This window comes from Pseudarthrobacter sp. NPDC080039 (assembly GCF_040702335.1).
Taxonomy (GTDB): Bacteria; Actinomycetota; Actinomycetes; order Actinomycetales; family Micrococcaceae; genus Arthrobacter; species Arthrobacter enclensis_A.
In genome coordinates, this window is record NZ_JBFBKY010000011.1 from 79062 (window position 1) to 104071 (window position 25010).

The window sequence follows — 25010 nt, forward strand, 5'->3', positions numbered from 1 at the left end:
CAACCAACCCCCTGCCATCGGGCACGCAGTTGGCCCTAGGCACTTGGCACCACCGGCTGGGGCCGGAGGATCCGGGAATCCCCTGCGTAAACGTTGAAGCTCGTGCCGCGGCTAAAGCCTGCGACGGTCAACCCGTTCGCTTCTGCCAGTTCCACGGCGAGGCTGGACGGGGCACTGACGGCGGACAGGACGGGAATCCCGGCAAGGGCCGCTTTTTGCACCAGCTCAAAGGACGCCCTGCCGGACACCTGGAGAACCGTTCCGGTCAGCGGCAGGAGGCCTTCGCGCAACGCCCAGCCAACCACTTTGTCCACGGCGTTGTGACGACCAACGTCCTCGCGAAGGCACAAAAGGCGCGGAACGCCGCCGTCCCCTATTTTGAACAGGCCCGCTGCGTGCACGCCCCCCGTGTCGTCGAAGACGCGCTGGGACTTCCGCAGCAGCGCCGGAAGGGAGGCGAGTACTTGTGCATCTATTTCCAGCGGGTCTGCCTCGGGAGTGAAATGGGAAGACTTCCGGACCGCTTCGATGGAGTCCGTGCCGCAGATGCCGCAGGAGCTCGATGTGTAGACCTTCCGGCCGGTATCGGGCAGCGGAACGTCCGGCCGCAACTGGGCTTCCACCACGTTGAAGGTCTGGACGCCGTTCTCGTCCTCGCCGGCGCAGAACCGCAGGGAGACCAGCTGCCCGGGTGTCCAGATGACGCCCTCGGACACCAGGAACCCGGCCACCAGGTCGAAGTCGTCGCCGGGGGTGCGCATCGTTACCGAGTAGGACAGCGTGCCCAGTCGGATTTCGAGCGGTTCCTCAACGGCGAGGACGTCTTCGCGGTGACGGGCCGGGTATTCAAGCGCGCCCGGCGATCCGTCCAGGACATATTTGTGCACCTTGCGGCGCTGAATTACGCGTCCCATGTTCCACCCTGCCTGATCATTACTCCATCATGGCACCATCGGAGCGCGCCCCTGCGCAGGAGCCCAAGCGCTTCAGCCCAGGAGCGCGCTCCAGTCCACGGGTTCGTTTGCGGCCGGCTTGCCTTTGGTTTGTCCGGTCCGGGCATTGCTTCGCGGTTTCGGTTTCGCCGGCTTTTCCTGCGCCCCCTGGATCGGTGGCCCCCAAGGCAGGGCAAAGGCAGGCACCGCCTCACCCAGCTGCACACCGTGCGGCGGCACCACCAGGACACCGTCGGCAGCGGCCAGCCCGCGCATCATCCCGGGCCCTGTGTGCTGTGCCGGGGCGGCCATGCCGTACAGCAGGCGGAAGGGCATGAGCCTGGTACGGCCGGGGTCGGGTTCGATCATCGTCCCGCAGGGAACTTCCTCCACCGCGGGCATTGCACGGTGGCCCAGGGCGGCGAGCAGCGGGGCGCCTACGGTGGAGAGGGCCATCATGGCTGCCAGGGGGTTGCCGGGCAGCCCCAGGACAAAGCGCCCGTCCGGAAGTTCGGCGAGGACCGCGGGATGGCCCGGCCGCATGGCCACGCCGTCGATGACCAGCCGGCCGCCAAGTTCAGCCACTGCGCGCCGGAGGTGGTCCGTTCCCGAACGGCCAGTACCCCCGGTGGTGATGACGACGTCGGCAGGCAGGTCGGGTGCGTCCGGCAGCCCCGGCACCACGTCTTCGAGCGCTGCGAGCCATTCACCATACGAGTCGCCGATCCGCTGTTGTCCCGCAGGAATGCCTCCCAGCATGGAAACGACATCAGGCAATTGCGGGCCGAACGTGTCGCGCACCTGTCCGGGGGCAGGGGTACCGCGTTCCACCACCTCGGCCCCGGTCAGCACCAGGCGCACCACGGGCTTTCCCTGGACCTGCACTTCGTCGTAGCCGGCCAGGGCTGCCAATGCCAGATGGGCGGGGTTGAGTTCTACCCCTGCCTTGACCAGGATGTCCCCTTCAAGGGCTTCCTCCCCGGCCTTCCTGATGTGTTCGCCGGCGCGGGGCTCCCCTGGCCGCGCCTTGCCCCCGGTCATCAGGACAGGCAGGCCGTCATCGTCCCGGCCAAGGACGGCGCTCTCCGTCCGGAGGACTGCCTTGCCGCCGGGAGGGATCAGCCCTCCCGTGGCTATGGGACTCGCCTGGTGCGGCGCCAACCTGGTACCAGGCTCCACCGGAATCCACGGGCCGCTTCCATTAACCACCCAGCCGTCCATCGCCGAAGAAGCGTAATGCGGCATGTCCTGACGTGCCACGATGTCCTGGTCCAGCCTGCGGCCCAGGGCCGCCCCCAATGCCACGGGCCCAGAAGGGATGGGAGTGGCGGCGTCGTATGCCGCTCGCCTTGCCTCTTCCCACGTGTGGGCAGCGTGATGGTGGGCAGTGTGATGGGGTTCAGCTTCGCCGTGGCCGGCATCCACTGACGCTGCCCCGTCGATGCTGGCTTCTGCAGGTCCGGATTCTCCGGCCGGGACTGACGCTTCCGTCCCCGGCGGAACCTGGGGACGGCTCAGGGGTCCTGCCGTCATTCGCCGGGAGTCCCGGCGGTGGCTTCCTTGCCGTAATCAGCTGCCAGGGAACGCGCTACGGCCAGCGCCGAATCCATGGAAGCGGAGTCCATTTCCCTGCCCGGGGCAGCGGCCAGGCCCGCGGCGAAGCCGGCAATGAAGGTGGTGAGCGGAGCTGCAGGCCGGACGACGGCATGGGCGGCGACGCCTGCAAGTGACAGCACCGCATTGACGTCCACCTGGACGTCCTCAAGCTTGTAGGCCTGGAGGAGCGCCCTGCACCACTCTTCCAGCGTTTCGTCCTGGCTTTTCACGTATTGCCTCCCACGTTAGCTCCGCCTGCGCGCCGGTCCTGGCTTCCGCGCTGGTTCCCGGCGGCGATCCCCAGCGCGGCAGCATCCTCCCAGGTATCCACATCGGAGGTGGACCCGGCGGGGACTGTGACTAGCTGCACGTCCAGACTAGCAAGGAGCGCACGGACGGACGCGTTGACCAAAGCTTTGCGTGCGGCCAACTCCCTGCATGCCCTGTTTAACTCTTCCGTGCTATAAAAAGCTGCCAAGGGCTGGACCCTGCCGCCCTCGTCCCTGGCCATGACGCCCCGGCCGGCGGCTCCCCCGGCCAGTGCCGGGTCAGGGCAGTCGGCAAGTGCGTCGCGCAGTGCTGACACGGCCCCGGCCGCCAGCGGCATGTCGCAGGCCAGCACCAGGGTGTGCGGTGCCGGTTCCGCATTGTCCGCAAGGGTGGCCAGGCCGGCGGCGATGGCAGCTGCGGGGCCGGCAAATGGTGGTTCCTCCCGGCAGGTCAGCAGGCCGGACGCCCAGGACGGCGGAGCGAGAGGGGCTTCGGTAGAGTCGCTGGCCCGCAGAAAATCAATTCCGCCTACCACGACAGTTCGGCGGGCGCCCGCCGACGCAGCCACGGCGCGCTCCAGCAGCGTCTGGCCCCGGAAGACCAGCGACTGCTTGGGGACGCCACCCAACCGCGAAGAACGTCCACCAGCCAGGACCAGGGCATCAAAAACCAGCCTGCTCGCTTCCATTCACCCAGCCTAGCGACCAGACGCTCCGCTGGCCGCAGGACCAGACGCTCCGCTGGCCGCAGGAGGGGTCAGGCAGCGCGCTCGGGAAGCAGGAAGGGATCCCATGCCGGGGTTGGCTTCTCGAGTTCCTTGATCTGCCAAATCGTTCCCCGCGGCGGCTCGGGCACAAACCGCAGGGTCCAACCCATCTCAGCAGGGGTGTGGTCACCCTTGACGTTGTTGCAGCGCAGGCAGGCGGCCACCAGATTCTCCCACGAATCGGCCCCGCCACGTGACTTTGGGTGCACGTGGTCGATCGTGTGCGCCGCCTTACCGCAGTACGCACATTTGTGTCCATCGCGCCGGAGCACGCCCCTGCGGCTGACCGCCGTGGAGTGGTTATACCGGGGCCGGATGTATCTGTTGAGGAGGATCACGGACGGGCGCCCAAGGACGTCGGTTGGGCCCACGACGGGGTCGTCCCCTTCGGCCACAACGCTCGCCTTGCCCGTGAGCACAAGCACCAGCGCCCGGCGGAAGGTGATTACCGCCAGCGGTTCATATCCAGCATTCAGAACGAGAGTGCGCATGCACTTACCTCTTCACGGCCGCACCCGTCAGGGGCACGAGGGCCGGCTGCCCTCGGCATGTCCGGGCTATGGATCGACATCACAAGAGTAAACAAAGAAGTGCAAAATCAGGTAATCGCCCACTCGGCGGGCCTCTCCGGCGACTTGGCGGCCGGGGCGGGAGGTCGAGTGAACGCGACCGGCCGGGAGATTTTAACGACAAAAGGACCCCTGCCTCATTGGCAGGGGTCCCCGCGGCGATCCTTTGGCCGGCGTCCGTTCAGGCCGGCAGCGGGAATGCCTAGCTGACGCGGATGAAGACGGGGCCGGAACCGACGTTGGCGCTGAACACCACGGTCTGGTTTCCGTTGAAGCCGCCGTGGACAGCCATGCCGTTACCGGCGTACACAGCGATGTGGGCCATTCCGGAGCCGCCGTTGGCGTAGTAGATGAGGTCGCCCGGCTGCGCCTCGGCTGCACTGACCGTGCGGCCCAGGGAGAGGTAACCGGCAGGCCAGTCGTGGAAGTGGATTCCGACGGCAGCCAGGGAGTTGGTGACCAGCATGGTGCAGTCCTGCACCACGCCCAACTGGGCGTAGGCCGCGGCCAGGATGGCAGCACCCTTGCCACTGGCGGAAGGGTGGGCGGCAGGAGCGGCCGGAGCAGAGGCAAGCGTGGCCGTGACCTTCGGAGCGGCAGCCGGCTGGGCTGCGGGGGCAGCTTCCTGCACCGCAACCTGGGGCTCGGGCTCAGCGACGGGAGCCGGCGTCGTGGTCACAGCCGGCTTCTCGAAGCTGATGGCGATGGTGGAAGCCGCAGAAATCGGCGCGTCGACGGCGGATTCAACTTCCATGGCGGACGCCGGCGCGGAATCACGCTTGGCGTTGGCATCAGCGGCATTTGCGGCGATGCCGCTGGTCAGGACCAGACCGGAAGCGGCGGCAATCACAGCGGCCTGACGGCCCATTCCGCCGGCGTTGTCGGTGACAGCCTTGGCGATAACAGCGATTGAGTTGGTTTTGGTGACCTCGGCGCGGTGCCGTGCGGTAGCACGAGTCGTCATCAGTTCTCTCTTTCGTTTTTCCTCAGGCGGCTGTGGCCGGGCAGAGGGAGTTGGACCCGCCGGCATCTTGGGGGCATGCCGGCGCGTCCCGAACGGGGGTTAGCTATTAGGAAACGCGGATGAAGACGGGGCCGGAACCGACGTTGGCGCTGAACACCACGGTCTGGTTTCCGTTGAAGCCGCCGTGGACAGCCATGCCGTTACCGGCGTACACAGCGATGTGGGCCATTCCGGAGCCGCCGTTGGCGTAGTAGATGAGGTCGCCCGGCTGCGCCTCGGCTGCACTGACCGTGCGGCCCAGGGAGAGGTAACCGGCAGGCCAGTCGTGGAAGTGGATTCCGACGGCGGCCAGGGAGTTGGTGACCAGCATGGTGCAGTCCTGCATCACGCCCAGCTGGGCGTAGGCCGCGGCCAGGATGGCAGCACCCTTGCCGCTGGCGGAAGGCTGTGCGGCAGGAGCAGAGCCGGTGGCAACGGCTGCCGTGACCTTTGCACCCGCAGCCGGCTGGGCTGCGGGGGCAGCTTCCTGCACGGCGACCTGGGGCTCGGGAGCCGGAGCAGCGGTGGTCTTGACGGTGGGCCGTTCAAAGGAAACCGTGGCGGTGGGGGCGGCGGTCACGGCGAGCGACGTCTGCGCCGAACCGGACTCGGTGGAAGCGGAGACACCGGCAGTGGTGTCAGCTGCAGTGGCCGGCAGGCCCATGCTCAGAACCAGGCCCGATGCGGCGGCCACAACGGCAGCCTGGCGCCCTACGGTTCCGGCGTTTGCAGTCATGGCCCTGGATACGGCATCCAAGGGGTTGGTGCGCACCGTTTGGGCACGGTGGCGCGCAGAATGATGGCGTGAAGACACGAAGGTAGCCTCTCCCAATGCCTGCGAGGTGAGCTGTCGGATTCGGATGGGAGTCACCCGGTCACAAGCTTCCTGGGAAGCTTGTGACTTAACCCCAAGGCCTTCTGGAGAGAAGGCCAAAAATTGGTTCCCCCGCCCCTGCCAGACGATGAAATGCGAACGGACCTTGAGCGGTGGCAGAGTTAGGCAATCCACTCAAGAGCGTCAACTTCGGAAAAGTTGACGCAAGTTAGACGGTACAGGAGTTCTGCTTGAATGTCACATTCAGGTCACGGCACGTTACCCGGATCTGAGAGTTGGCAATCATACGGTTACAGCCAACCCATCGGATCGACCACTTCGCCGTTCACCTGGACCTCAAAGTGCAGATGGCATCCCGTGGAGGCGCCTGTGGTACCACTCAGGGCCACAACGTCTCCCCTGGACACGGTCTGCCCCACCTTGACGTTGAAGGACGACAGGTGGTTGTAGGTGGTCTCCAGCCCGTTGCCGTGGTCTATGACCACACGGTTTCCGCCGCCGAACTGGTGCCAGCCTGCGAAAGTCACGGTTCCCGTTGCGGCAGCCATAACAGGCGTCCCGCATTGGGCCACGAAGTCCTGCCCGCGGTGGAAGTCGCCGGCGCCTCCGGTAATGGGGCTGACCCGGTAACCGAAGGGGGAGGCGGTCACAAGCGAGGCGAGCGGTGCCGAGAGCGTGCCGGCGGAAGCCGCGCGGGTCACGGAGCCGGCCGACTGGGCGCTGAGGAGCTGCTTGAGCTTCCCGTCCGGGTCCGCCTGGGTCACCACTGCAGAGCGGCTGAAATCGATTTGAGCGCCAATATCCGCGGAAATCTGGGGTTGCGGACTGACCGACGATGCCGCCAGGGGGGCGGAGCCGGCCGCATCCGTCGCCATAACCGGACTCGTGGCGGGCATGGCGACTGTCAGGGCTAGACCGGTGGCGGCAAGGGCAATCCCGGCCTTCTGGCCTATGCCGCTGGCGGCGGCAAACTCCGTCATCTGCCGGAACGGACCCCGCCTGCGCCGGGCATCGCGGTGGAGGTCGCGGGGGCGCTCCGTTGCGGCACCTTCGACAATCCGGGCTGCCGAAGGGGGGCCGGCCGCGCGGCGGCGTCCCCTGGGGGTCTGCGTGGTCAAGAAGGGTTCCTCTCTGGAGAAGCCTGCGGAGTTAGCTGTCGGATTCGGGTCAGAGAGATCAAAGACCCGGCCCGCCACCGGCAAGCTTCGGCACAGGGGTATTCCCGGAAGAATCCTTCACTGGAGAGGCTTGCTGCTGACGGACTTCACCCCAAGGCAGTCCCCCGCTGCCGGTTGTGGTTCCCCCGCCTCTGCCAGTTACGACTCGTTCACCTGATCCGCTGGCAGAGCTCGGCTCCGGATCAGGTAACGCTTAAGTATCAACGATTGCTTCCACTATAGGGGCTAAAGACCCTAGGTAACAATTCCGTTATCTTTGCGTGGAAGGGCTGTCACGGGGTATGAACTGCCCCGGTCAGGACTGGCGGACGGCGACGAAAACATGGGCTGCGACCTCCGGCGGGAGTTCCAGTGCGCCTTCAATACCCGGCACCCGGACGGAGATGTAGTCGCCTACACGCTCAAGCGCCACGGCAGCGCCGGGCCGGATGCCACCTTCGTCCAGTTGTGCCAGCAGTTCCGGCTCCACCTGGATCGGTTCGGCCAGCCGGCTGATGGTTACCCCGGAGGCAGGGCCGTAGTTCTTCATCGCTTCCACGAGGCTGATGGCGCCATCGGCAAAGCCGGGTCCCGGTTGTCCGCCGAGGGCTGCGAGCCCCGGAATGGGATTGCCGTACGGAGACTCAGTGGGCCGGTCCAGCATCTCGTAGATCCGCCGCTCCACCCGCTCGCTCATGACGTGCTCCCAGCGGCAGGCCTCGTCGTGGACGTAGGCCCAGTCCAGACCAATGACGTCGGCAAGCAGGCGTTCGGCCAACCTGTGCTTCCGCATTACCTCGGTGGCCCGCTTGCGGCCCGTGTCCGTCAGTTCCAGGTGCCTGTCGCCGGAGACCACCACGAGTCCGTCACGTTCCATCCTGCCGATGGTCTGGGAAACCGTGGGCCCGGAGTGGCGCAGACGCTCGGCGATACGGGCCCGCAGGGCAACGATGTTCTCTTCCTCAAGCTCCAGGATGGTCCTGAGGTACATCTCCGTAGTGTCGATCAGATCCGTCATCCAGCTCAGCTCCTCGAGCGCAGTACCTTGCGTTGTCCCACCGTACCGCCTGTTCCCGCGAGGTAGTCCGGGGAAAAGCTTAGCCTATTTTGACTTACTCCGAATAGCCGAGGGTGTCCTGTCTCAGTGTCTGGACTTTGAAGCAGCCGGTTCCCGCGCGCCGCGACTATTCAGGCAGAATGGGAGGGCCAACAGCGCAGCCGCCGCCGACGGCAACCCTTCACCAGACCGTCCGGACCAAAGCCCCCGTCCCTGCCGAATTGGAGCACCTGTGAGCGACACCAGCATCACGATCCCTGCCAACCTCCTGCCTAAAGACGGGCGGTTTGGGGCCGGCCCGTCAAAGGTCCGGCAGGAACAGATCGATGCCCTGGCCGCAGCATCCAAGACCATTCTGGGCACCTCCCACCGCCAGGCACCGGTGAAGAACCTGGTGGGGTCCATCCGTGAAGGATTGAGCCAGTTCTTCCGCGCCCCGGAGGGCTACGAGGTGGTCCTCGGCGTTGGCGGCTCCACCGCGTTCTGGGATGTCGCGAGCTTCGGCCTCGTGGAGAAGAAAGCCCAGCACCTGTCCTTTGGCGAGTTCGGGTCGAAGTTCGCTGCAGCCACCAACAAGGCACCCTTCCTGGACGCATCGTCCATCATCAAGTCCGAACCGGGCACGCGGCCCGCAGCCCAGGCGGAGTCCGGCGTGGACGTCTACGCCTGGCCGCAGAATGAGACCTCAACGGGCGTTGCCGCCCCGGTCCGGCGGGTGTCCGGAGCCGACGAGGGCTCGCTGGTCCTGATTGATGCCACCTCGGCTGCCGGCGGCCTGGACGTGGACGTTGCCCAAAGCGATGTCTACTACTTCGCGCCCCAGAAGAATTTCGCCTCAGACGGCGGCCTGTGGCTCGGCCTCTTCTCCCCCGCCGCCCTGGATCGCGCCGCCCGCATCAAAGCCGGCGGCCGCTGGATCCCGGACTTCCTGGACCTCCAGACGGCCATCGACAATTCCCGCCTGAACCAGACCTACAACACGCCTTCGCTGTCCACCCTGGTAACCCTGGACGCCCAGGTCCAGTGGCTGAACGCAAGCGGCGGCCTGGACTTTGCGGCGGCCCGCACCGCCGATTCGGCCGGCCGGATCTACAGCTGGGCGGAAGCGTCCGAATTTGCCGCCCCGTTCGTGGCCAAGCCCGAGGAACGCTCCAACGTCATTGCCACCATCGACTTCGACGAATCGGTGGATGCTGCCACCGTGGCGAAGGTCCTGCGCACCAACGGCATCGTGGACACCGAGCCCTACCGCAAGCTGGGCCGCAACCAGCTGCGCATCGCCACCTTCGTGGCCATCGAGCCCGACGACGTGTCGGCTCTGCTGGCCAGCATCGACTATGTGGTGGGCGAACTGCGCAAGTAGCAGCCGGTTAACGTACGACGGCGCCGCCCGGGTTGGTCCCGGGCGGCGCCGTTTGCGTGTGGTCAGGAAGTCCTTGCCCCGTCCGAAGGCTCCGCGCCGTCGTCGGACCGCCCTTCGTCCGCAGACCCATCTCCCACTGCGGAGGATTCTTCCTGCTGTCCGTCCTCGGGTTCCTGCTGCTGCTCGTCCTCGGGTCGGACGCGTTCAGCCCACGGCACCCACTCCGGCGCAAGGATGGAATCCTCGGACGGGAGCAGGCCCAGCTCGTTGACCGTGACCACCTTGGAGCGCGAGTTGCGGGTCAGTACCGCGTACCACTGCCAGCCGGCGTAACCGGGCAACCGGGACTCGAACAGGTGGGTGACCAGCCGGTCCCCTTCGCTCTTGGCAGCCAGGTGCGCTCCGACCGTGGCGGCGGGCGTGATGCTTTCCACCGCGGTCCGGGCAGCATCAACCGCAGCGGCCAGGAAGGCGTCCGGTTTGCCCGTACGCCAGACCGGCACGCCTGCCTTGCGCTTGGGCGGAGTCTTGGCACCCTGCTCCTGCACTGGCGTGCCCGGCTGGTCAGATTGGGGATTCATCGGCGCTTAGACGTCCAGCTCGTCGGCAACCTTGCGCAGGGCGGCCGCGATGGCCTTGCCCTTGTTGCCATCCGGGTACTTGCCCTTGGACAGGGTCCCGGAAAGGTTGTCCAGGACGGTCACCAGGTCCTGCACCAGCGGAGCGAGGTCCTTGGCGCTGGGGCGCTTGGCCTTGGCAATGGACGGGGTCTTGTCCAGCACCCGCAGGCCCAGCGCCTGGGCCCCCTTGCGGCCATCCGCCACGCCAAACTCCACCCGGGTTCCGGCCTTCAACTCCGTTACGCCCTCGGGCAGCGACGACTTCGGCAGGAATACCTCCTGGCCGTCTTCCCCCGCCAGGAACCCAAAGCCCTTATCCTTGTCATACCACTTGACCTTGCCGGTAGGCACGTAATCAACCTTCTTCGTTCTGTCATGAGACACGGCCGCCTGCCACCGCATCCGCATTGTTGTGCGGGTTCAAGGTATGGCACGCGCAAACCGTGTTGGTCTGTATCCTTCAAGGTTATCCTGCCGCGTGCCCAGTTCATGCTTCCGAAGGCATTGTTCCGCCCCAGGCGCAAGGCACGCAGCCCCCGCCCGCAGGCCCGGCTTCGCTGGCAGCCACCTGGCCGCTGTAGCGTTACGACCATGACCTCCTTGCGTTACCGGCGGCCGCTGATGGTCCTTGCCGCTGTTATTGCCGTGCTTTCCCTTGTGGCCGTGGGAACCGTCATGGCCCTTGCGTTCGCCGGGTCCGCGGCCCCGACGTGGATCACCTATGCCGCCCTCTACGGACTGCCGGTGGCCTTCATCCTGATGCTCCTGCTGGTCCTGGACGGTGTGGCAGCCCGGCGCCGGTCCGGAAGGGCCGGGCAGCGGTAACGTTGGACTGATGTCCCTTATTCGTGCGCTCGGCAAGGACCTGGAGGCACGCACCGACGATTCGCTGCGTGCCCTCTTCGCCGCGCGGCCGGACCTGATTTCCCCCTCTGTTCCGGACTTCGCCGCCCTGGCCGCACGCGCCACTTCCCGGGTCAGCGTCCAGCGGGCGCTTGAGCGGCTCAACCGGCCACAGATGCAGGTCCTGGAAACCCTGCACCTGTGCACCAACACCGACACCGGGCACAGCACCTCCGCGGAGGGCCTGCACCACCTGATCCGCGGTTCGTCCCTGGCCGTCATCGAGGAGATCCTGCGGACCCTGCAGGAGCTTGCCCTGGTACATCCGGCCGCTCCCCCGCACGGCACCCCTTCCACTTCCGCCGGGCAGCGCTTCTACCTGCCCGTGGGCTCCCTCAAGGACGTGGTGGGCATCTACCCTGCCGGCTTGGGCCGCAGCTACACGGAACTGGTCCGCCTGCAGCCGGCGTTCGCGCAGCGGGCAGTACAGCTGGTCTCGGAACTGCACCGCACCGGATTTGCCGTCCATAACGCCACCACCCCCATGGAAGCCGCGCTGTCGCTGCAGCACTGGACGTCCTCTCCGGCGGCACTGCAGGACATCCTCGCCCACGCTCCGGAGCGCACGGCGGCGCTGCTTGCCAAGTTCCGGAACTGGGCCATGGGTGCGGTCCCCCAGGCGCAACGCAAGGCATCGGTCACGTCGGAAGGGGCCGACGTCGGGCCCATTGACTGGCTCCTTGCCCGCGGACTGCTGGTGCCGCTGGACGCGGCCCATGTGGAACTGCCGCACAGCGTGGGACTTGCCCTTCGCGGCGGCGCGATCATTGACGACTTCACCCTTGCACCGCCGGTTCCGGAGCTCGGCCGGACCACCGCGGCACTGCGCCGGAACGCGGCCCTGAGCGCAATCTCGGAAACCCTGCGGCTGGTGTCCGAACTGCTTCACGCCGTTGCAGGGCACCCACTGCCGACGCTGCGCACCGGCGGCGTGGGTGTCCGTGAGTTGCGCCGGCTGGCGGACATTCTGCGGGTTGAGCAGGCAACGGTGGGCCGCCTGCTGGAACTGTGCGGCCTGGCCGGTCTGATCCACCTGGACGTCGACTCCTCGTCGTGGGTGCAGCCGCCGCAACTCGAGTGGCTGGTGCTTCCGCGGCAGGAACAATGGCTGTGGCTGGTGAACGCCTGGCTGGCGAGCGAACGCGTGCCATCGATGGTGGGCCAACCGGTAAACCCGGCCCCCGGGGCCCCAGCCGGCAGGTCCGCCTCGGGCACGACCATCCCGGCGCTGTCCGCCGGCGCGCAGCGGCCCGACGCCCCCGTGGTCCGCAAGCGCATCCTTGAGATCCTGGACGAGCTGACCCGGGAAGCGGCTGAGGGGGACGGCGCCGCACCCGTCCTTGATGCCGCCGCCGTCCTGCAGCGCGCGGAATGGTCCCAGCCGCGGATGGCGCGGCGCTTCAGTTCCCTGATCCGCGGCGTCCTTTCCGAAGCCGAAATGCTGGGCCTGGTGGGGTCGGGCGCCCTGAGCCAGCTGGGCAGCGCCTTCGCCGCAGACGATCCCGACGCCGCCCTGGCCATTTTGGGCGAACACCTGCCCGCTGCCCTCAACCATGTGCTCCTGCAGGCGGACCTGACCGCGGTGGCCCCGGGCTACCTCTCCCCCGAACTGACGGAGAAGCTCCTGGTGATGGCCGATGCCGAAGGACAAGGCCCGGCCACCATCTACCGTTTCTCCGCCGAGTCGATCAAGCGGGCACTGGACCACGGCTACGATGCCGGCGGACTCCTGGCGTTCCTCCGCGAACACTCGGCCACCGCCGTTCCGCAGCCGCTGGAATACCTCGTGGAAGACACCGCGTCCCGGCACGGCAGGCTCCGTGTGGGACAGTCCGTCAGCTTCATCCAGAGTGAGGACGAGGCCGCGCTCCGGGACCTCGTGGCGGGGCCCAAAGCTGCCCAGCTTGGCCTGGCCATGCTCGCCCCGACGGTGGTCACGTCCACCGCCCAGCCCCGTGAACTTGCCGCCGCGCTCCGCAACTTGGGCCTGTCCCCCTCCGTCGATGGCCCTGGGACTCCCGGGCAGCTCCGCCACCAGTCGGCACCCCGGGAGAACCTCCGCCCGGTCTATACCGCCCCGCGGATGGCGCCCCCGGCCGAGGATGTTGAAGCCCAGTTGGACGTCCTCCGCAGGGCGGGCGGCGCCGTCGGGCATTCCCCTGGCGCGGGGGCCGGCAGCGAGGCAGCCACCCAGCTGGGGCTTGAGGCCCTGCAGAGGGCCATCCGGCTCAAGCAGCGGATCCAGATGAACGTGGTGGACAACCTGGGGAATGCCAGCCTGGAGATCGTTGTTCCGTTATCTGTGAGCGGCGGCCGCGTCCGCGTGTTCGATCCTGCCCGGGACACCGAACGGGTCCTGTCCGTCCACCGCATCATCGACATCGAGGCTGCAGAGGAACTGCACCAGTAAAGGAATCCCCCGCGTGACCGACGGACCCCTGATCGTCCAGAGCGACAAGACCATCCTCCTCGAGGTGGACCACGAACTGGCCACCGAGGCGCGGCACGCCATCGCGCCGTTCGCGGAACTGGAGCGGGCCCCCGAGCACATGCACAGCTACCGCCTGACCCCGCTGGGCCTTTGGAATGCCAGGGCCGCCGGACTGGACGCGGAAAAGGTGCTGGACGCACTCCTGAAGTACTCCCGTTTTCCCGTGCCGCATTCGCTCCTGGTGGACGTGGCCGAAACCATGTCCCGTTACGGCCGGCTGCGCCTCGAAAAGGACCCGAGGCACGGCCTGGTCATGCGCACCGATGACTATCCCGTGCTGGAGGAAGTCATCCGGGCCAAGAAGATCGCGCCGCTGCTCGGACCAAGGATCGACGGCGAGACGGTGGTGGTCCACGCCTCACAGCGCGGGCAGCTCAAGCAACTGCTGCTGAAACTGGGCTGGCCGGCGGAGGACCTGGCCGGCTACGTGGACGGCACCCCGCACCTGATATCCCTCAACGAGGACGGGTGGGCACTGCGCCCGTACCAGCGCCTTGCCAGCGAAAACTTCTGGGCCGGCGGCAGCGGGGTGGTGGTGCTCCCCTGCGGTGCAGGGAAGACCCTGGTGGGGGCCGCGGCCATGGCCACCGGCTCCACCACCACCCTGATCCTGGTCACCAACACGGTGGCGGCCCGGCAGTGGAAGGATGAACTGCTCCGCCGGACGTCCCTCACCGAAGACGAAGTTGGCGAGTACTCCGGTGCCCTGAAGGAGGTCCGCCCGGTGACGATCGCCACGTACCAGGTCCTCACCACCAAGCGCGGCGGGATCTACCCGCACCTTGAACTCGTGGACGGGCACGATTGGGGACTGATCATCTACGACGAGGTCCACCTCCTGCCGGCCCCCATTTTCCGGATGACTGCGGACCTGCAGGCGCGCCGGCGGCTCGGACTGACCGCCACCCTGGTCCGGGAGGACGGCCGGGAAGGCGAGGTCTTCAGCCTGATCGGGCCCAAGCGGTATGACGCGCCCTGGAAGGACATCGAGTCCCAGGGCTACATCGCGCCGGCGGATTGCGTGGAGGTCCGCGTCGATCTGCCGCAGGATGAGCGGGTTGCCTATGCCATGGCCGACGACGCGGACAAATACAGGCTGTGCGCCACCTCGGAATCCAAGACCCAGGTGGTGGAGCAGCTGGTGGCCCGGCACGCCGGTGAGCAGTTGCTGGTGATCGGGCAATACATCGACCAGCTGGACGAACTCGGCGAGCGCCTGGACGCGCCGGTGATCAAGGGCGACACGTCCGTCAAGGTGCGGCAGAAGCTGTTTGACGCGTTCCGCGCGGGCGAGCTGCAGACACTCGTGGTGTCCAAGGTGGCCAACTTCTCCATCGACCTGCCTGAGGCCTCCGTGGCCATCCAGGTCTCAGGTTCCTTTGGGTCCAGGCAGGAAGAGGCGCAGAGATTGGGCCGGCTGCTGCGGCCCAAAAAGGACGGCCGCGCCGCTCGGTTCTACTCCCTGGTGGCACGGGACACCCTGGACCAGGACTTCGCTGCCAAGCGCCAAAGGTTCCTGGCCGAACAGGGGTACGCCTACAGGATCATGGACGCGAAGGACGTGCACGCCACTGATTAGGCGGCGTGCATTCCCTGGTGCGGAAAGCACGGCTCGGTCGCACACTGGAAGCATGACTATGAGAATCGTTCGGGCCGTCCCCGGGCCCGGCCAGGAGTCGGTCTGGGATTACCCGCGGCCGCCACGGATCGAACCCAGCAGCGAACGGATCCGGATCGTCCTGGGCGGCGAATTGATCCTTGACACCACGGATTCCCTGCGGGTCCTGGAGACCAGCCATCCTCCGGTCTACTACCTCCCGCTATCGGCTTTTGCGCCCGGCACACTGGAGCACGCCGCGGGCAGCAGCTTCTGCGAGTTCAAGGGCGCGGCAATGTACCTGACCGTGCGCGGCGGCGGGAAGGAGGCCGAGGGCGCCGCCTGGTCCTACCCCGAGCCCGCTGCCGGGTTCGAGGCGCTGGCCGGCAGGGTGGCCGTCTACCCGGCCAGGATGGACTACTGCGAGGTGGACGGAGAACGGGTCACCGCGCAGCCGGGACGTTTCTACGGCGGCTGGATCACCAGCCGCGTGGTGGGGCCCTTCAAGGGAGAGCCCGGAACGATGGACTGGTAAGTACAAGCGCACCATCATCATGCTCACAACGAATATCCAGACAACTCCCAGAGACTGGGAGCATGATGGGAGCATGAACAAGAACGGTCCAGAAGCCAGGCTGCTCGTCGTCGACGACGAACCCAACATCCGCGAGCTCCTCTCCACGTCGCTGCGGTTCGCAGGCTTTGAAGTGGTCTCAGCCGCGAACGGGCGTGACGCCCTTGCTGCCGCCGATACGCAGGCTCCTGACCTGGCCGTACTGGACGTCATGCTTCCCGACATGGACGGCTTCACCGTCACGCGCCGGCTGCGGGCCTCCGGAAAACACTTCCCCGTCCTGTTCCTCACGGCCAAGGACGACACAGAGGATAAAGTCACCGGCCTGACGGTGGGCGGCGACGATTACGTCACCAAACCCTTCAGCCTGGATGAAGTAGTGGCGCGCATCAGGGCGGTGCTCCGCCGGACGCAGCCCCTGCTGGATGACGACGCGATCATCCGCGTGGACGACCTCGAGCTCGACGACGATGCCCACGAGGTGCGGCGCGGCGGCACCGTCATCGAACTCTCCCCTACCGAGTTCAAGCTGCTTCGTTACCTCATGCTCAATCCCAACCGGGTGCTGTCCAAGTCGCAGATCCTGGACCACGTCTGGGAGTACAACTTCAACGGTGACGCGTCCATCGTGGAGTCCTACATCTCCTATCTGCGGCGCAAGGTCGATATCGACCCCGAGGCGCCGGCCCTGATCCAGACCAAGCGCGGCGTAGGCTACGTGCTGCGGACGGCTGAAAAGCGCTGACCTTGCTGAAGCGGTGGAAGTCGGCCTCGCTCAGGTCGCAGCTGGTGGCCATGATCATGGCGCTGCTGATCGTGGCCTTGACGGTCACCGGGGCGGTGACGTTGACGCTGCTCCACAGTTACCTCCAGGGCCAGGTGGACGACAAGCTGAATGCCGCGGTCGACTCTGCCCGGAAGCAGCGCTCGTTCACCCAACTGCAGGCACCCAGCTCGATTCCCACCGACTATTCCCTGATGCTCTTCGCCCCGGGCGAGCAGCCGTACACGTTCGGCGGCGATCCGGACGACCATCCGGACATCAGCGCCATCAGCGTGGACCAGGCCCAGGCGCGCGGACTTGCTCCCTTCCAGGTCCGCGGAACAGACGGCGAAAACTGGCGGGTTGTGGCGGTGACGGTCCAGAACGGCCAGTCCACCGCCGTCGTGGTCATCGGGCTGCCCCTGGAGAGCGTCGACGACGTCCTCAAGCATGCCACCCTGGTGGTTACCGGGGTAGGACTGCTGACGCTGCTGCTGGCCTCGCTCATTGCCAGCTGGACCGTCTCGCGGGCCTTCCGGCCGCTTGCCAGGGTGGAAAAGACTGCAGCGGCAATCGCCGCCGGGGACCTCTCCCGCCGCGTGGAGGTGGAGAACCCAACCACCGAACTGGGCCGGCTCAGCAGCTCCCTGAACGCCATGCTGGCGCATATCGAGACAGCTTTTGCGGCCAGGACCGCTTCCGAGGCAAGGATGCGCCGATTCGCCGCCGACGCATCGCACGAACTGCGCACTCCCCTGGTAACCATCCGTGGATTCTCCGAGCTTTACCGCCATGGCGCCCTGGCCACGGACGACGACGTGGCCACGGCGATGAACCGGATTGAAAGCGAAGCCAAGCGCATGGGCTCCATGGTTGAGGACCTGCTCCTGCTGGCCCGGCTTGACGAGCAGCGGCCGCTGCAGCAGAAACCGGTGGACCTCCAGCTCATAGCCCATGACGCCGTGGTGGACACCCAGGCCAGCGACCGTTCCAGGGTGATCACGCTAACCGGGCTCGACGGCGGAACGGCGGCACCGGCCCCCGTGCTGGGGGATGAGGCCAAACTGCGCCAAGTGGTGGGCAACCTGGTGGGCAACGCCTTGCGCTACACCCCCGAGGGCAGCCCGATCGAGCTTGCGGTCGGGGTGCGGGCGGACGACGGCGAGGAGCGCTCCGTCATCGAGGTACGGGACCACGGGCCCGGGATCTCGGAAGATGATGCGGCGAAGGTTTTTGAACGCTTTTACCGGGCTGACACGTCCCGCACCCGGGAGACGGGCGGCAGCGGCCTTGGCCTTGCCATCGTCGCCGCCATCGTTGGGTCCCACGGCGGCTCCGTCCGGGTGGAAAAGACCGACGGCGGGGGCGCCACCCTGGTGGTCAGCCTTCCGCGTCGGGAAGACACACCACGGCCCGGCGACGGGCAGGAGGACGGCGACGGGCAGGAAGAAGCGCACGGCAGTACTGCCCGGGCCAAGGGCAGCGACGGGTCGGTTATCCACATATAGCCTTCCCATCATGGAGGCGCGTGCGGATGCTCCGTAGGCTCGTCCCAGCAGTCCGGAACCGCCGGGCCCGGGGGCGGTACGCCTTGCCTACCCTCCCGCCGCAGTGAGCGTAGTGAAAGGCACAGCCATGAGCATCATTTCCGTCGATACCGAACTGCTTCAGGTGAAGTCCGCCAGCGTGCAGGCAACCGTGGACCGGATCAGCACCGACGTGCAGACCATGAAGCGGGGCCTCGATGAACTGCAGGGCTCATGGCGCGGATCGGCAGCCACCAACTTCCAGGCCCTGATCACCGAATGGACCATCACCCAGGGCCGTGTGGAGGCCTCCCTGGCGTCCATCAATGCGGCACTGGCCTCCGCGGCCGCTACCTATGCCCAGGCGGAGCAGGGAAATACGCAGCGCTTCAGCTGACGGTGTGCCCCTATTACGCCTCCGGCGTGCCTTGGTGGAAGCGCAGCCGCCACCGGCCGCCGTCCAGGACCCACAGCGAGCTGCGGAGCGTCGTGCCGGAGCGGGCAAAGCTTCGGTAGGTCAGCAGTACCGCGCCGGTGCCGATGCGCTCAGCACCGAGGATCTCGATGTCGGTACGTTCGCCGGGGTCTTCTTCCAATGCCATCATCATCGCGTCGCGGGTCCAGACCCTTCCCGAACTGCCGATCTCCATGAAGTCCGGGTGGAGCAGGACAGCGGTGCGGCCGATGTCCCCGCGCACCAGCGGCCCCAGCAGCTCGCGTTCGAGCTCTTCCACCAGCGCCTCCGGCGGGATGGCACCTCCCTGCCCCGTTGCCTCAGCCACTTCAAGGGCCTCATCGTCCAGTTCGCTGAACAGGTCGAGTTCCTCGAAGGCAGAGACCGGGCCGGGAGTGGGCCGCCCCGTGCCGCCTGCAGGTGCGTTTCCACCGGACCGCGTGGATGGGGCGGCGGCCGGCTGGCCCGGAATATCCAGCGTGGCGGGCAGGCCCACACCGGATGGTTGCTGCGCGTTCACAGTGCGCATCGAGGCTGCCTGCCGGCGCGGGTCCGCCTGCTGTGCGCCCGGGTGGTGCCCGCCGGGGAATCCAGGCCCCGACCTTGCCGCCACTCCCTGCTGGTATGCCGTGGCGGCAGCCCTGGCCCGTTCATCGGCGGCCTCGTTGAGGTCATGCCCGGCATGGCCCTTGACCCACTCAAAGGTATAGATGCGGCCGGCAAGCTCCCGGTCGAGTTCCTTCAGCAGTTCCACGTTCAGGACGGGCTTTCCGTCGGCCTTGCGCCAGCCCTTGCGTTTCCACCCTGGCATCCACTTGGTGATGGAGTTGATCACATACTGGCTATCGCACAGGATGCGCAGGTCTTCCCCGGGCAGGTGCGCGGTGGCGCGCAGGAGATCAAGGACAGCCATCAGCTCCCCCTGGTTGTTGGTCCCGTGCGGCCACCCTCCTGCCCGCCAGCAATCATCATTCACATACCAGGCCCAACCGGCCGGACCAGGGTTACCCAAGGCCGAACCGTCAGCCGCTGCAGTAATCGTCACCGGTCCATCCTGCCAGAAGCAGCTGACAATGGGCTGGCGCCGGGGCATCCCAGGCCACGCGACGACGAAAAAATGCGGCCCCCTCCGAGGAGGGGGCCGCATTTTCTGTAACTGGCGGGACAGGTCCCGGCGGGGAAGCTTAGAAGCCGCCCATGCCGCCCATGCCACCCATGTCGTCACCGCCGGCAGGGGCAGCAGCCTTCTCCGGCTTGTCAGCCACTACTGCTTCGGTGGTGAGGAACAGGCCGGCAATGGAAGCCGCGTTCTGCAGGGCAGAGCGGGTCACCTTTACGGGGTCGTTGACGCCGGCAGCCAGCAGGTCGGTGTATTCACCGGTTGCTGCGTTCAGGCCGTGACCTGCGGGCAGGCCGCGGACCTTGTCGACAACCACGCCGGGCTCGAGGCCGGCGTTGAAGGCAATCTGCTTCAGCGGGGCGTCGATGGCAACGCGGACGATGTTGGCGCCCGTTGCTTCGTCGCCGGACAGCTGCAGGTTGGCGAATGCCTTGGCACCGGCCTGGATCAGGGCCACGCCGCCACCGGCGACGATGCCTTCCTCAACTGCAGCCTTGGCGTTGCGGACTGCGTCCTCGATGCGGTGCTTGCGTTCCTTGAGCTCAACCTCGGTAGCCGCACCTGCCTTGATGACTGCAACGCCGCCGGCCAGCTTGGCCAGGCGTTCCTGCAGCTTCTCGCGGTCATAGTCGGAGTCGGAGTTCTCGATCTCGGCGCGGATCTGGGAAACGCGGCCTGCGATCTGGTCGGCGTCGCCGGCACCTTCGACGATGGTGGTCTCGTCCTTGGTGACAACAACCTTCCGGGCCTGGCCCAGGAGCTCCAGGCCGGCGTTCTCCAGCTTGAGGCCAACTTCCTCGGAGATGACCTGGCCACCGGTGAGGACAGCGATGTCAGCCAGCTGGGCCTTGCGGCGGTCGCCGAAGCCCGGAGCCTTGACGGCTACGGACTTGAAGGTGCCCCGGATCTTGTTGACGATCAGGGTGGCCAGGGCTTCGCCTTCGATGTCTTCGGCGATGATCAGCAGCGGCTTGTTGGACTGCATGACCTTTTCCAGGACAGCAACCAGTTCCTTGACGTTGGAGATCTTGGAGTTGACGATCAGGATGTAGGGATCCTCAAGGACCGTCTCCTGGCGCTCTGCGTCGGTGACGAAGTAGGCGGAGATGTAGCCCTTGTCGAAGCGCATGCCTTCGGTGAGCTCGAGCTCCAGGCCGAAGGTATTGGACTCCTCGACCGTGATGACGCCTTCCTTGCCCACCTTGTCCAGGGCTTCGGCGATGAGGGCACCGATCTCGTCGTCACCGGCGGAGATGGAGGCCGTGGCCGCGATCTCTTCCTTGGTTTCGATTTCCTTGGCGGAGTTCAGCAGTTCGGCGGTGACGGCCTCAACAGCCTTCTCGATGCCGCGCTTGAGGGACAGCGGGTCGGCGCCGGCTGCAACGTTGCGCAGGCCTTCCTTGACCAGTGCCTGTGCCAGGACCGTTGCCGTAGTGGTGCCGTCACCGGCAACGTCGTCAGTCTTCTTGGCAACTTCCTTGACCAGCTCTGCGCCGATCTTCTCGTAGGGGTCGTCCAGCTCGATCTCCTTGGCGATGGAAACACCATCGTTGGTGATCGTGGGGGCGCCCCACTTCTTTTCGAGGACGACGTTGCGTCCACGCGGGCCGAGGGTGACCTTAACGGCGTCGGCGAGGGTGTTCAGGCCACGCTCAAGGCCGCGGCGTGCCTCTTCATCAAATGCAATGATCTTGGCCATAACGGCAATAGTCCTTTCGGGACAGTCGTTAAGAATGAACCTTCGCTGCAGTGCCCGCGACGGACGATCCTTTGACGGCGGCCTCTGTATGCCCCCGGGGTGGGATCTCACTGAAGTAAGGTGTTTCTTTCGCTCCTCGACCGGTGCAGCGCGCCGCCGGCCGGGACCAGGCTTTGCTTAGCAGTCGGTACGTCAGAGTGCTAACTCAATAATTAGCACTCCCCAGGTGAGAGTGCAAGCGATAAGGCGCCTGGCGCACGCTCTGCAAGGGGCGCTTCGCCCAGGGCGATCAGCCGGCGCGTCCGGCCGTCTCCCGGCCGGCGGGGACGGGGTTATTGTCCGCCCCGTATTTGAAGACGGAAAAAACGGCCGATGTGATGTCCCCATTGGAATCGAAGGCAACCGGGCCGGATTCGCCGTCGTAATTGATGTCCGGGCCAGCGGCAAGTCCGCCCAGGCACTCCTTGTAGCTGAGGCAGGGGGCCGACGGGGTTCCGGCTCCGGGAATTCCCGTTCCGCCGGACACGGGAATGAGGTTGGCTGCTATGGAGCGGCCCGCGTCGTCCTGGGCGCGGGCGGCTGCCAGGGCCGCCAGTGTTACGGCGTCGAAGGTTTCGGCGGCGTAGGAGACATCCTTGAGGGAAGGGTCCACCGCCAGGAGCTTTGCCTGGAAAGCGGCCGTGGGCAGCTGGCCCGGGATAATGGCGCGGGCGCCGTCAAGGACGCCGGACCCCAACCCGGATCCGTAACGGGCGAAACCGCCGTCGCTGAGGATGAGCTTCGAACCGGCAACGCCGGCGTTGTGCAGCGCAGCCAAAGCGCCCTGGGCGCCGTCACGGGCGACCAGGACAACAGCATCAGGGCTGGCTTTGGCCACCGAGTGCGCGGCGTCGGCAACGTTCCCGGGCTTGAAGCCGACTGCCGGCAGGACCGTCAGCCCGGAGCCCCGGGCGGCTTCCGTGACCGCAGTGGAGACCTCCCTGCCGTAGGAGCCTTCCTGGTAGAGCACGCTGATGGTGGCGGCGCCGCCGTCCTTGGCGAGTTTGGCCAGCACGGGGCCCTGTGCGACGTCGGCCGCGGCCGTCCGGAAATAGTAGCCGCCGCTGGCCCTGGTGGAGAGCGCCGAAGCGGTATTGGCCGGTGAAATGACCGGTACGTGTGCACGGGAAAGGACGTCGGTGGCGGCCGCTGCGTCGCTCGAGTCGGTGGGCCCGATGGCTACGTCGGCTTTGGCGTCCACCAGGCCCTTGGCCTGGGCGGCGGTGTCCTGGTCCGGATGCACGGGGAGCAGCTCCACCGGGCGCCCCTTGTGGCCACCCGCCGCATTGATCTCCTGGATGGCCACTTTGGCAGCGGCCAGCTGGGCTGCGTTGAGGAAGGCGTTGGCGCCGGTGTTATCCAGGAGCAGGCCCACGCGGAGGACGCCATCGCCGGAGGCCTCGGCCGATTGAACCCGGGCGTTTCCCCCGGCGGCGGCGCATGCCGTAACGGAAAGGACGGCTGCCAGCGAAACGGCAAGCGCGGTCCGGACGCGGGCGGCGGGGCGATGGACCGGCATCACTGGACGGGCCGGACGTTTTCGGCCTGGGGGCCCTTCTGGCCCTCTCCAATATCCAGTTGCACCCGCTGACCCTCCTCAAGGGCGCGGTAGCCCTCCCCCTGGATCGCCGACCAATGGACAAACACGTCGTCACTGGAGCCGTCAACGGTGATGAAGCCGTAGCCCTTTTCAGCGTTGAACCATTTGACGGTTCCCAGTGCCATGTTGAACAACTCTTTCCGTTGGGTGCCGGGAGGGACCGGACCAGCGTAACTGGAGGGCGTTTCGGCTACCGGTAACCGGGGCCGAGCACCACCACGAGCGGTACCTGGAATTGGGTGCTGTTCACCACGGTGGGAATGTTCAGCAGCGCAGCGAGTGCCTGCGCGCTTGCCAGTTGCTGGGGGCCGGCGTAGAAGATCACGGAGGATTTCTGCGGAGCGCCGGACCAGTTGCCCACCGGGCCGAGCCGCCACCCGTCGGCCTGGACGGCAGCGCCCACCCGGCTGGCCAGGCCAGCGGTACCTGCCGCGTTGTAGACGGCTACTGGCTGGGTCTTATCGACGACGGCCTGCGGGGTTGCGGACGCCGAGGGCTCAGGCGCGGCTACGTCGCTTTGGCTGGGCACGGAAGAGGGAGACTGCGTGGCAGACGGTGTGGTCGGTGCAGGCGAAGCGGTGGATCCTGTGCCTGCCAGCGGAGCCGACTCCACGCTGGCCGATGCCTGGCTGGCGGTGGTGTTGAATCCGAGCTTGGGAAGGATCAGGAAGGACACCAGGCCGATGGCCAGGGCCGCCGCTCCCACGGCCAGGATTGGCCACAGCCGCACGCGGGACGGGGCCGAGGCCGTCCGGTGGACACCTTGTCGCGACGCGGCCTCCGGGACCTTGTCGAATTCATCGCGGGCGTATCTGGTCATGGTGGAAGGACATCCTTGTTGATTGCGGCTGGTGTCCCGGACTGGGGCGTCTTAAGCGTCGGATCCCAGGCGCCGGGCGGTGCGCGCACGGTGGCGCGACGTACGTAGTCTACGCAATCTCTTGACCAGCATGGGATCGTGGGCCAGTGCGTCCTCGCGGTCAATGAGGGCGTTGAGGAGCTGGTAGTAATGGGTCGCCGAGAGGTCGAACAGTTCGCGGATGGCCTGTTCCTTGGCTCCCGCGTATTTCCACCACTGCCGTTCCAAGGCCAGCATCTGCTGTTCGCGCTCCGAGAGGGAGGACTCGCGGAGGCTGAAATCCGCCAGGAGGGACTTCCGTGGTTCCTGCTCCGGCAGGTGTTCCCGGGCCGGTTCCGCCACGGCACGCTCCTTCGCTGGTTACGGTAAATGTCTTACCCCCCATGCTAGCCGCCGAATAACATCAGTGTCATTTGGGTGCCTGCCACAATGGAACGATGTTTGAATCGGATGCGCTGTTCGAGCTCCAGCAGTCCCCCGCGGACGACGTCAGCTTCGCCGACCTTGCCAAGCTGCCGCTGGCCGGGCTCATGGCCCCGGACTGGGCCGACGCGCTCCACGGCGTGGAGGCCCAACTCCGGAAGGTGCTGTCCTTCCTTGCAGCGGAAGAAGCCGCCGGGCACCAGGTCCTGCCGGCGCCGTCGAACGTCCTGCGCGCCTTCCGCCAGCCCCTCAAGGACGTGAAGGTCCTCATCGTGGGGCAGGATCCCTACCCCACGCCGGGACATGCCGTCGGGCTGTCGTTTTCCGTCGAGCCGCACGTGCGGCCCATACCCCGCAGCCTGGTGAACATCTACAAAGAGCTGGAATCGGACCTGGGGATTCCGCCGCGGGTCCACGGCGACCTGTCGGCATGGTCGGAGCAGGGCGTGCTGCTCCTGAACCGGGTGCTCACCGTCCGGGCCGGGGCCGCGGGTTCACACCGGGGCAAGGGCTGGGAGGAGATCACGACGGCGGCAGTCACGGCGTTGGCGGCCCGCAAGGCACCGGACGGGTCAAGGGCGCCGCTGGTGGCGGTGCTGTGGGGCAAGGAAGCCGAGACTGTCCACCCGCTTCTGGCCGGGGCGCCCGCCGTTGCCAGCGCCCATCCCAGCCCGCTGTCCGCCTCGCGCGGATTTTTTGGCTCGAGGCCGTTCAGCCGCGTGAACAAACTGCTGCGGGAGCAAGGTGCGCCGGACGTAACCTGGGAGCTCCCGCCGTCGCCCTAGCTTAGGCTT

At 66.7% G+C, this 25010-nt stretch carries 26 protein-coding genes and 2 riboswitches; of the genes, 9 read left to right on the top strand and 17 right to left on the bottom strand.

Annotated elements, in window-relative coordinates:
- Positions 1-35: 35 nt before the first annotated feature.
- The 9 genes from fdhD to AB0313_RS13535 form a co-directional block, all read right to left on the bottom strand.
- Positions 36-914 (bottom strand): formate dehydrogenase accessory sulfurtransferase FdhD, encoded by an 879-nt coding sequence (fdhD, locus tag AB0313_RS13495; protein WP_366306078.1) that lies wholly within the window; start codon positions 912-914, stop codon positions 36-38.
- A gap of 72 nt (positions 915-986) precedes the next feature.
- The gene (locus AB0313_RS13500; protein ID WP_366306080.1) at positions 987-2465 is read right to left on the bottom strand and encodes a molybdopterin-binding protein; all 1479 of its coding nucleotides are present in this window, start codon (positions 2463-2465) and stop codon (positions 987-989) included.
- The gene (locus tag AB0313_RS13505) at positions 2462-2758 is read right to left on the bottom strand and encodes a DUF6457 domain-containing protein (protein WP_174237538.1); all 297 of its coding nucleotides are present in this window, start codon (positions 2756-2758) and stop codon (positions 2462-2464) included. Before AB0313_RS13505 ends, AB0313_RS13500 begins: the two co-directional genes overlap by 4 nt.
- A complete protein-coding gene (locus tag AB0313_RS13510; protein ID WP_366306082.1) occupies positions 2755-3486 on the bottom strand; it encodes an NTP transferase domain-containing protein in 732 nt (243 codons plus the stop codon). Before AB0313_RS13510 ends, AB0313_RS13505 begins: the two co-directional genes overlap by 4 nt.
- 68 nt (positions 3487-3554) lie before the next feature.
- Positions 3555-4055 (bottom strand): HNH endonuclease, encoded by a 501-nt coding sequence (locus AB0313_RS13515; protein ID WP_141943486.1) that lies wholly within the window; start codon positions 4053-4055, stop codon positions 3555-3557.
- A 280-nt stretch (positions 4056-4335) separates the two neighbouring features.
- A complete protein-coding gene (locus AB0313_RS13520; protein WP_141943488.1) occupies positions 4336-5097 on the bottom strand; it encodes an NlpC/P60 family protein in 762 nt (253 codons plus the stop codon).
- A gap of 106 nt (positions 5098-5203) precedes the next feature.
- The gene (locus tag AB0313_RS13525; RefSeq protein WP_141943491.1) at positions 5204-5872 is read right to left on the bottom strand and encodes an NlpC/P60 family protein; all 669 of its coding nucleotides are present in this window, start codon (positions 5870-5872) and stop codon (positions 5204-5206) included.
- Positions 5873-5954: 82 nt separating this feature from the next.
- A riboswitch (cyclic di-AMP (ydaO/yuaA leader) is annotated at positions 5955-6149 on the bottom strand.
- Between the two features lie 112 nt (positions 6150-6261).
- A complete protein-coding gene (locus AB0313_RS13530) occupies positions 6262-7089 on the bottom strand; it encodes a peptidoglycan DD-metalloendopeptidase family protein (protein ID WP_141943493.1) in 828 nt (275 codons plus the stop codon).
- Positions 7090-7093: 4 nt separating this feature from the next.
- Positions 7094-7336: riboswitch (cyclic di-AMP (ydaO/yuaA leader) on the bottom strand.
- A gap of 108 nt (positions 7337-7444) precedes the next feature.
- On the bottom strand, positions 7445-8146 hold the full coding sequence (locus AB0313_RS13535) for a metal-dependent transcriptional regulator (protein ID WP_307310226.1): 702 nt from the start codon (positions 8144-8146) through the stop codon (positions 7445-7447).
- Between the two features lie 271 nt (positions 8147-8417).
- Between AB0313_RS13535 and serC the strand changes: the two genes are divergently transcribed.
- Positions 8418-9548, top strand: coding sequence for a phosphoserine transaminase (serC, locus tag AB0313_RS13540; protein WP_141943497.1), 1131 nt, complete (start codon positions 8418-8420; stop codon positions 9546-9548).
- A 62-nt stretch (positions 9549-9610) separates the two neighbouring features.
- Here serC and AB0313_RS13545 read toward each other — a convergent pair whose 3' ends face one another.
- Positions 9611-10129 carry a DUF3027 domain-containing protein gene (locus tag AB0313_RS13545; RefSeq protein ID WP_141943499.1) on the bottom strand — a complete coding sequence of 173 codons (519 nt, stop codon included), beginning with the start codon at positions 10127-10129 and terminating at the stop codon, positions 9611-9613.
- A 6-nt stretch (positions 10130-10135) separates the two neighbouring features.
- Positions 10136-10519, bottom strand: coding sequence for a cold shock domain-containing protein (locus tag AB0313_RS13550; protein ID WP_018762148.1), 384 nt, complete (start codon positions 10517-10519; stop codon positions 10136-10138).
- Between the two features lie 240 nt (positions 10520-10759).
- On the opposite strand from AB0313_RS13550, the gene AB0313_RS13555 reads away from it, so the two are divergent.
- The 7 genes from AB0313_RS13555 (at position 10760) to AB0313_RS13585 (ending at position 18419) form a co-directional block, all read left to right on the top strand.
- Positions 10760-10993, top strand: coding sequence for a hypothetical protein (locus tag AB0313_RS13555; protein ID WP_141943501.1), 234 nt, complete (start codon positions 10760-10762; stop codon positions 10991-10993).
- A 10-nt stretch (positions 10994-11003) separates the two neighbouring features.
- The gene (locus tag AB0313_RS13560) at positions 11004-13481 is read left to right on the top strand and encodes a helicase-associated domain-containing protein (protein ID WP_366306087.1); all 2478 of its coding nucleotides are present in this window, start codon (positions 11004-11006) and stop codon (positions 13479-13481) included.
- Positions 13482-13494: 13 nt separating this feature from the next.
- Complete coding sequence (locus tag AB0313_RS13565; RefSeq protein WP_141943505.1) at positions 13495-15141, top strand: DNA repair helicase XPB; 1647 nt, start codon at positions 13495-13497, stop codon at positions 15139-15141.
- 52 nt (positions 15142-15193) lie between these two features.
- Positions 15194-15694, top strand: a complete 501-nt coding sequence (locus tag AB0313_RS13570; RefSeq protein WP_141943507.1) for a DUF427 domain-containing protein — start codon at positions 15194-15196, stop codon at positions 15692-15694.
- Between the two features lie 73 nt (positions 15695-15767).
- Positions 15768-16478 carry a response regulator transcription factor gene (locus AB0313_RS13575; RefSeq protein ID WP_141943509.1) on the top strand — a complete coding sequence of 237 codons (711 nt, stop codon included), beginning with the start codon at positions 15768-15770 and terminating at the stop codon, positions 16476-16478.
- A 2-nt stretch (positions 16479-16480) separates the two neighbouring features.
- A complete protein-coding gene (locus tag AB0313_RS13580; RefSeq protein WP_366306090.1) occupies positions 16481-18004 on the top strand; it encodes a HAMP domain-containing sensor histidine kinase in 1524 nt (507 codons plus the stop codon).
- Between the two features lie 127 nt (positions 18005-18131).
- Complete coding sequence (locus AB0313_RS13585) at positions 18132-18419, top strand: WXG100 family type VII secretion target (protein WP_141943513.1); 288 nt, start codon at positions 18132-18134, stop codon at positions 18417-18419.
- Between the two features lie 13 nt (positions 18420-18432).
- Here the strand turns inward: AB0313_RS13585 and AB0313_RS13590 are convergent, their stop codons facing one another.
- From AB0313_RS13590 to AB0313_RS13615, 6 genes are all read right to left on the bottom strand, one after another.
- Positions 18433-19521 (bottom strand): ribonuclease HI family protein, encoded by a 1089-nt coding sequence (locus tag AB0313_RS13590; RefSeq protein WP_141943515.1) that lies wholly within the window; start codon positions 19519-19521, stop codon positions 18433-18435.
- A gap of 139 nt (positions 19522-19660) precedes the next feature.
- On the bottom strand, positions 19661-21295 hold the full coding sequence (groL, locus tag AB0313_RS13595; RefSeq protein WP_110543978.1) for a chaperonin GroEL: 1635 nt from the start codon (positions 21293-21295) through the stop codon (positions 19661-19663).
- Positions 21296-21584: 289 nt separating this feature from the next.
- A complete protein-coding gene (locus AB0313_RS13600; protein WP_366306109.1) occupies positions 21585-22853 on the bottom strand; it encodes an ABC transporter substrate-binding protein in 1269 nt (422 codons plus the stop codon).
- Positions 22853-23059, bottom strand: coding sequence for a cold-shock protein (locus AB0313_RS13605; protein WP_141943519.1), 207 nt, complete (start codon positions 23057-23059; stop codon positions 22853-22855). Before AB0313_RS13605 ends, AB0313_RS13600 begins: the two co-directional genes overlap by 1 nt.
- 65 nt (positions 23060-23124) lie before the next feature.
- Positions 23125-23754, bottom strand: a complete 630-nt coding sequence (locus AB0313_RS13610) for a LytR C-terminal domain-containing protein (protein ID WP_366306093.1) — start codon at positions 23752-23754, stop codon at positions 23125-23127.
- Positions 23755-23805: 51 nt separating this feature from the next.
- Complete coding sequence (locus AB0313_RS13615) at positions 23806-24135, bottom strand: DUF3263 domain-containing protein (RefSeq protein WP_141943523.1); 330 nt, start codon at positions 24133-24135, stop codon at positions 23806-23808.
- Between the two features lie 95 nt (positions 24136-24230).
- Between AB0313_RS13615 and AB0313_RS13620 the strand changes: the two genes are divergently transcribed.
- Positions 24231-25001 (top strand): uracil-DNA glycosylase, encoded by a 771-nt coding sequence (locus AB0313_RS13620; RefSeq protein WP_366306095.1) that lies wholly within the window; start codon positions 24231-24233, stop codon positions 24999-25001.
- Positions 25002-25010 lie beyond the last annotated feature (9 nt).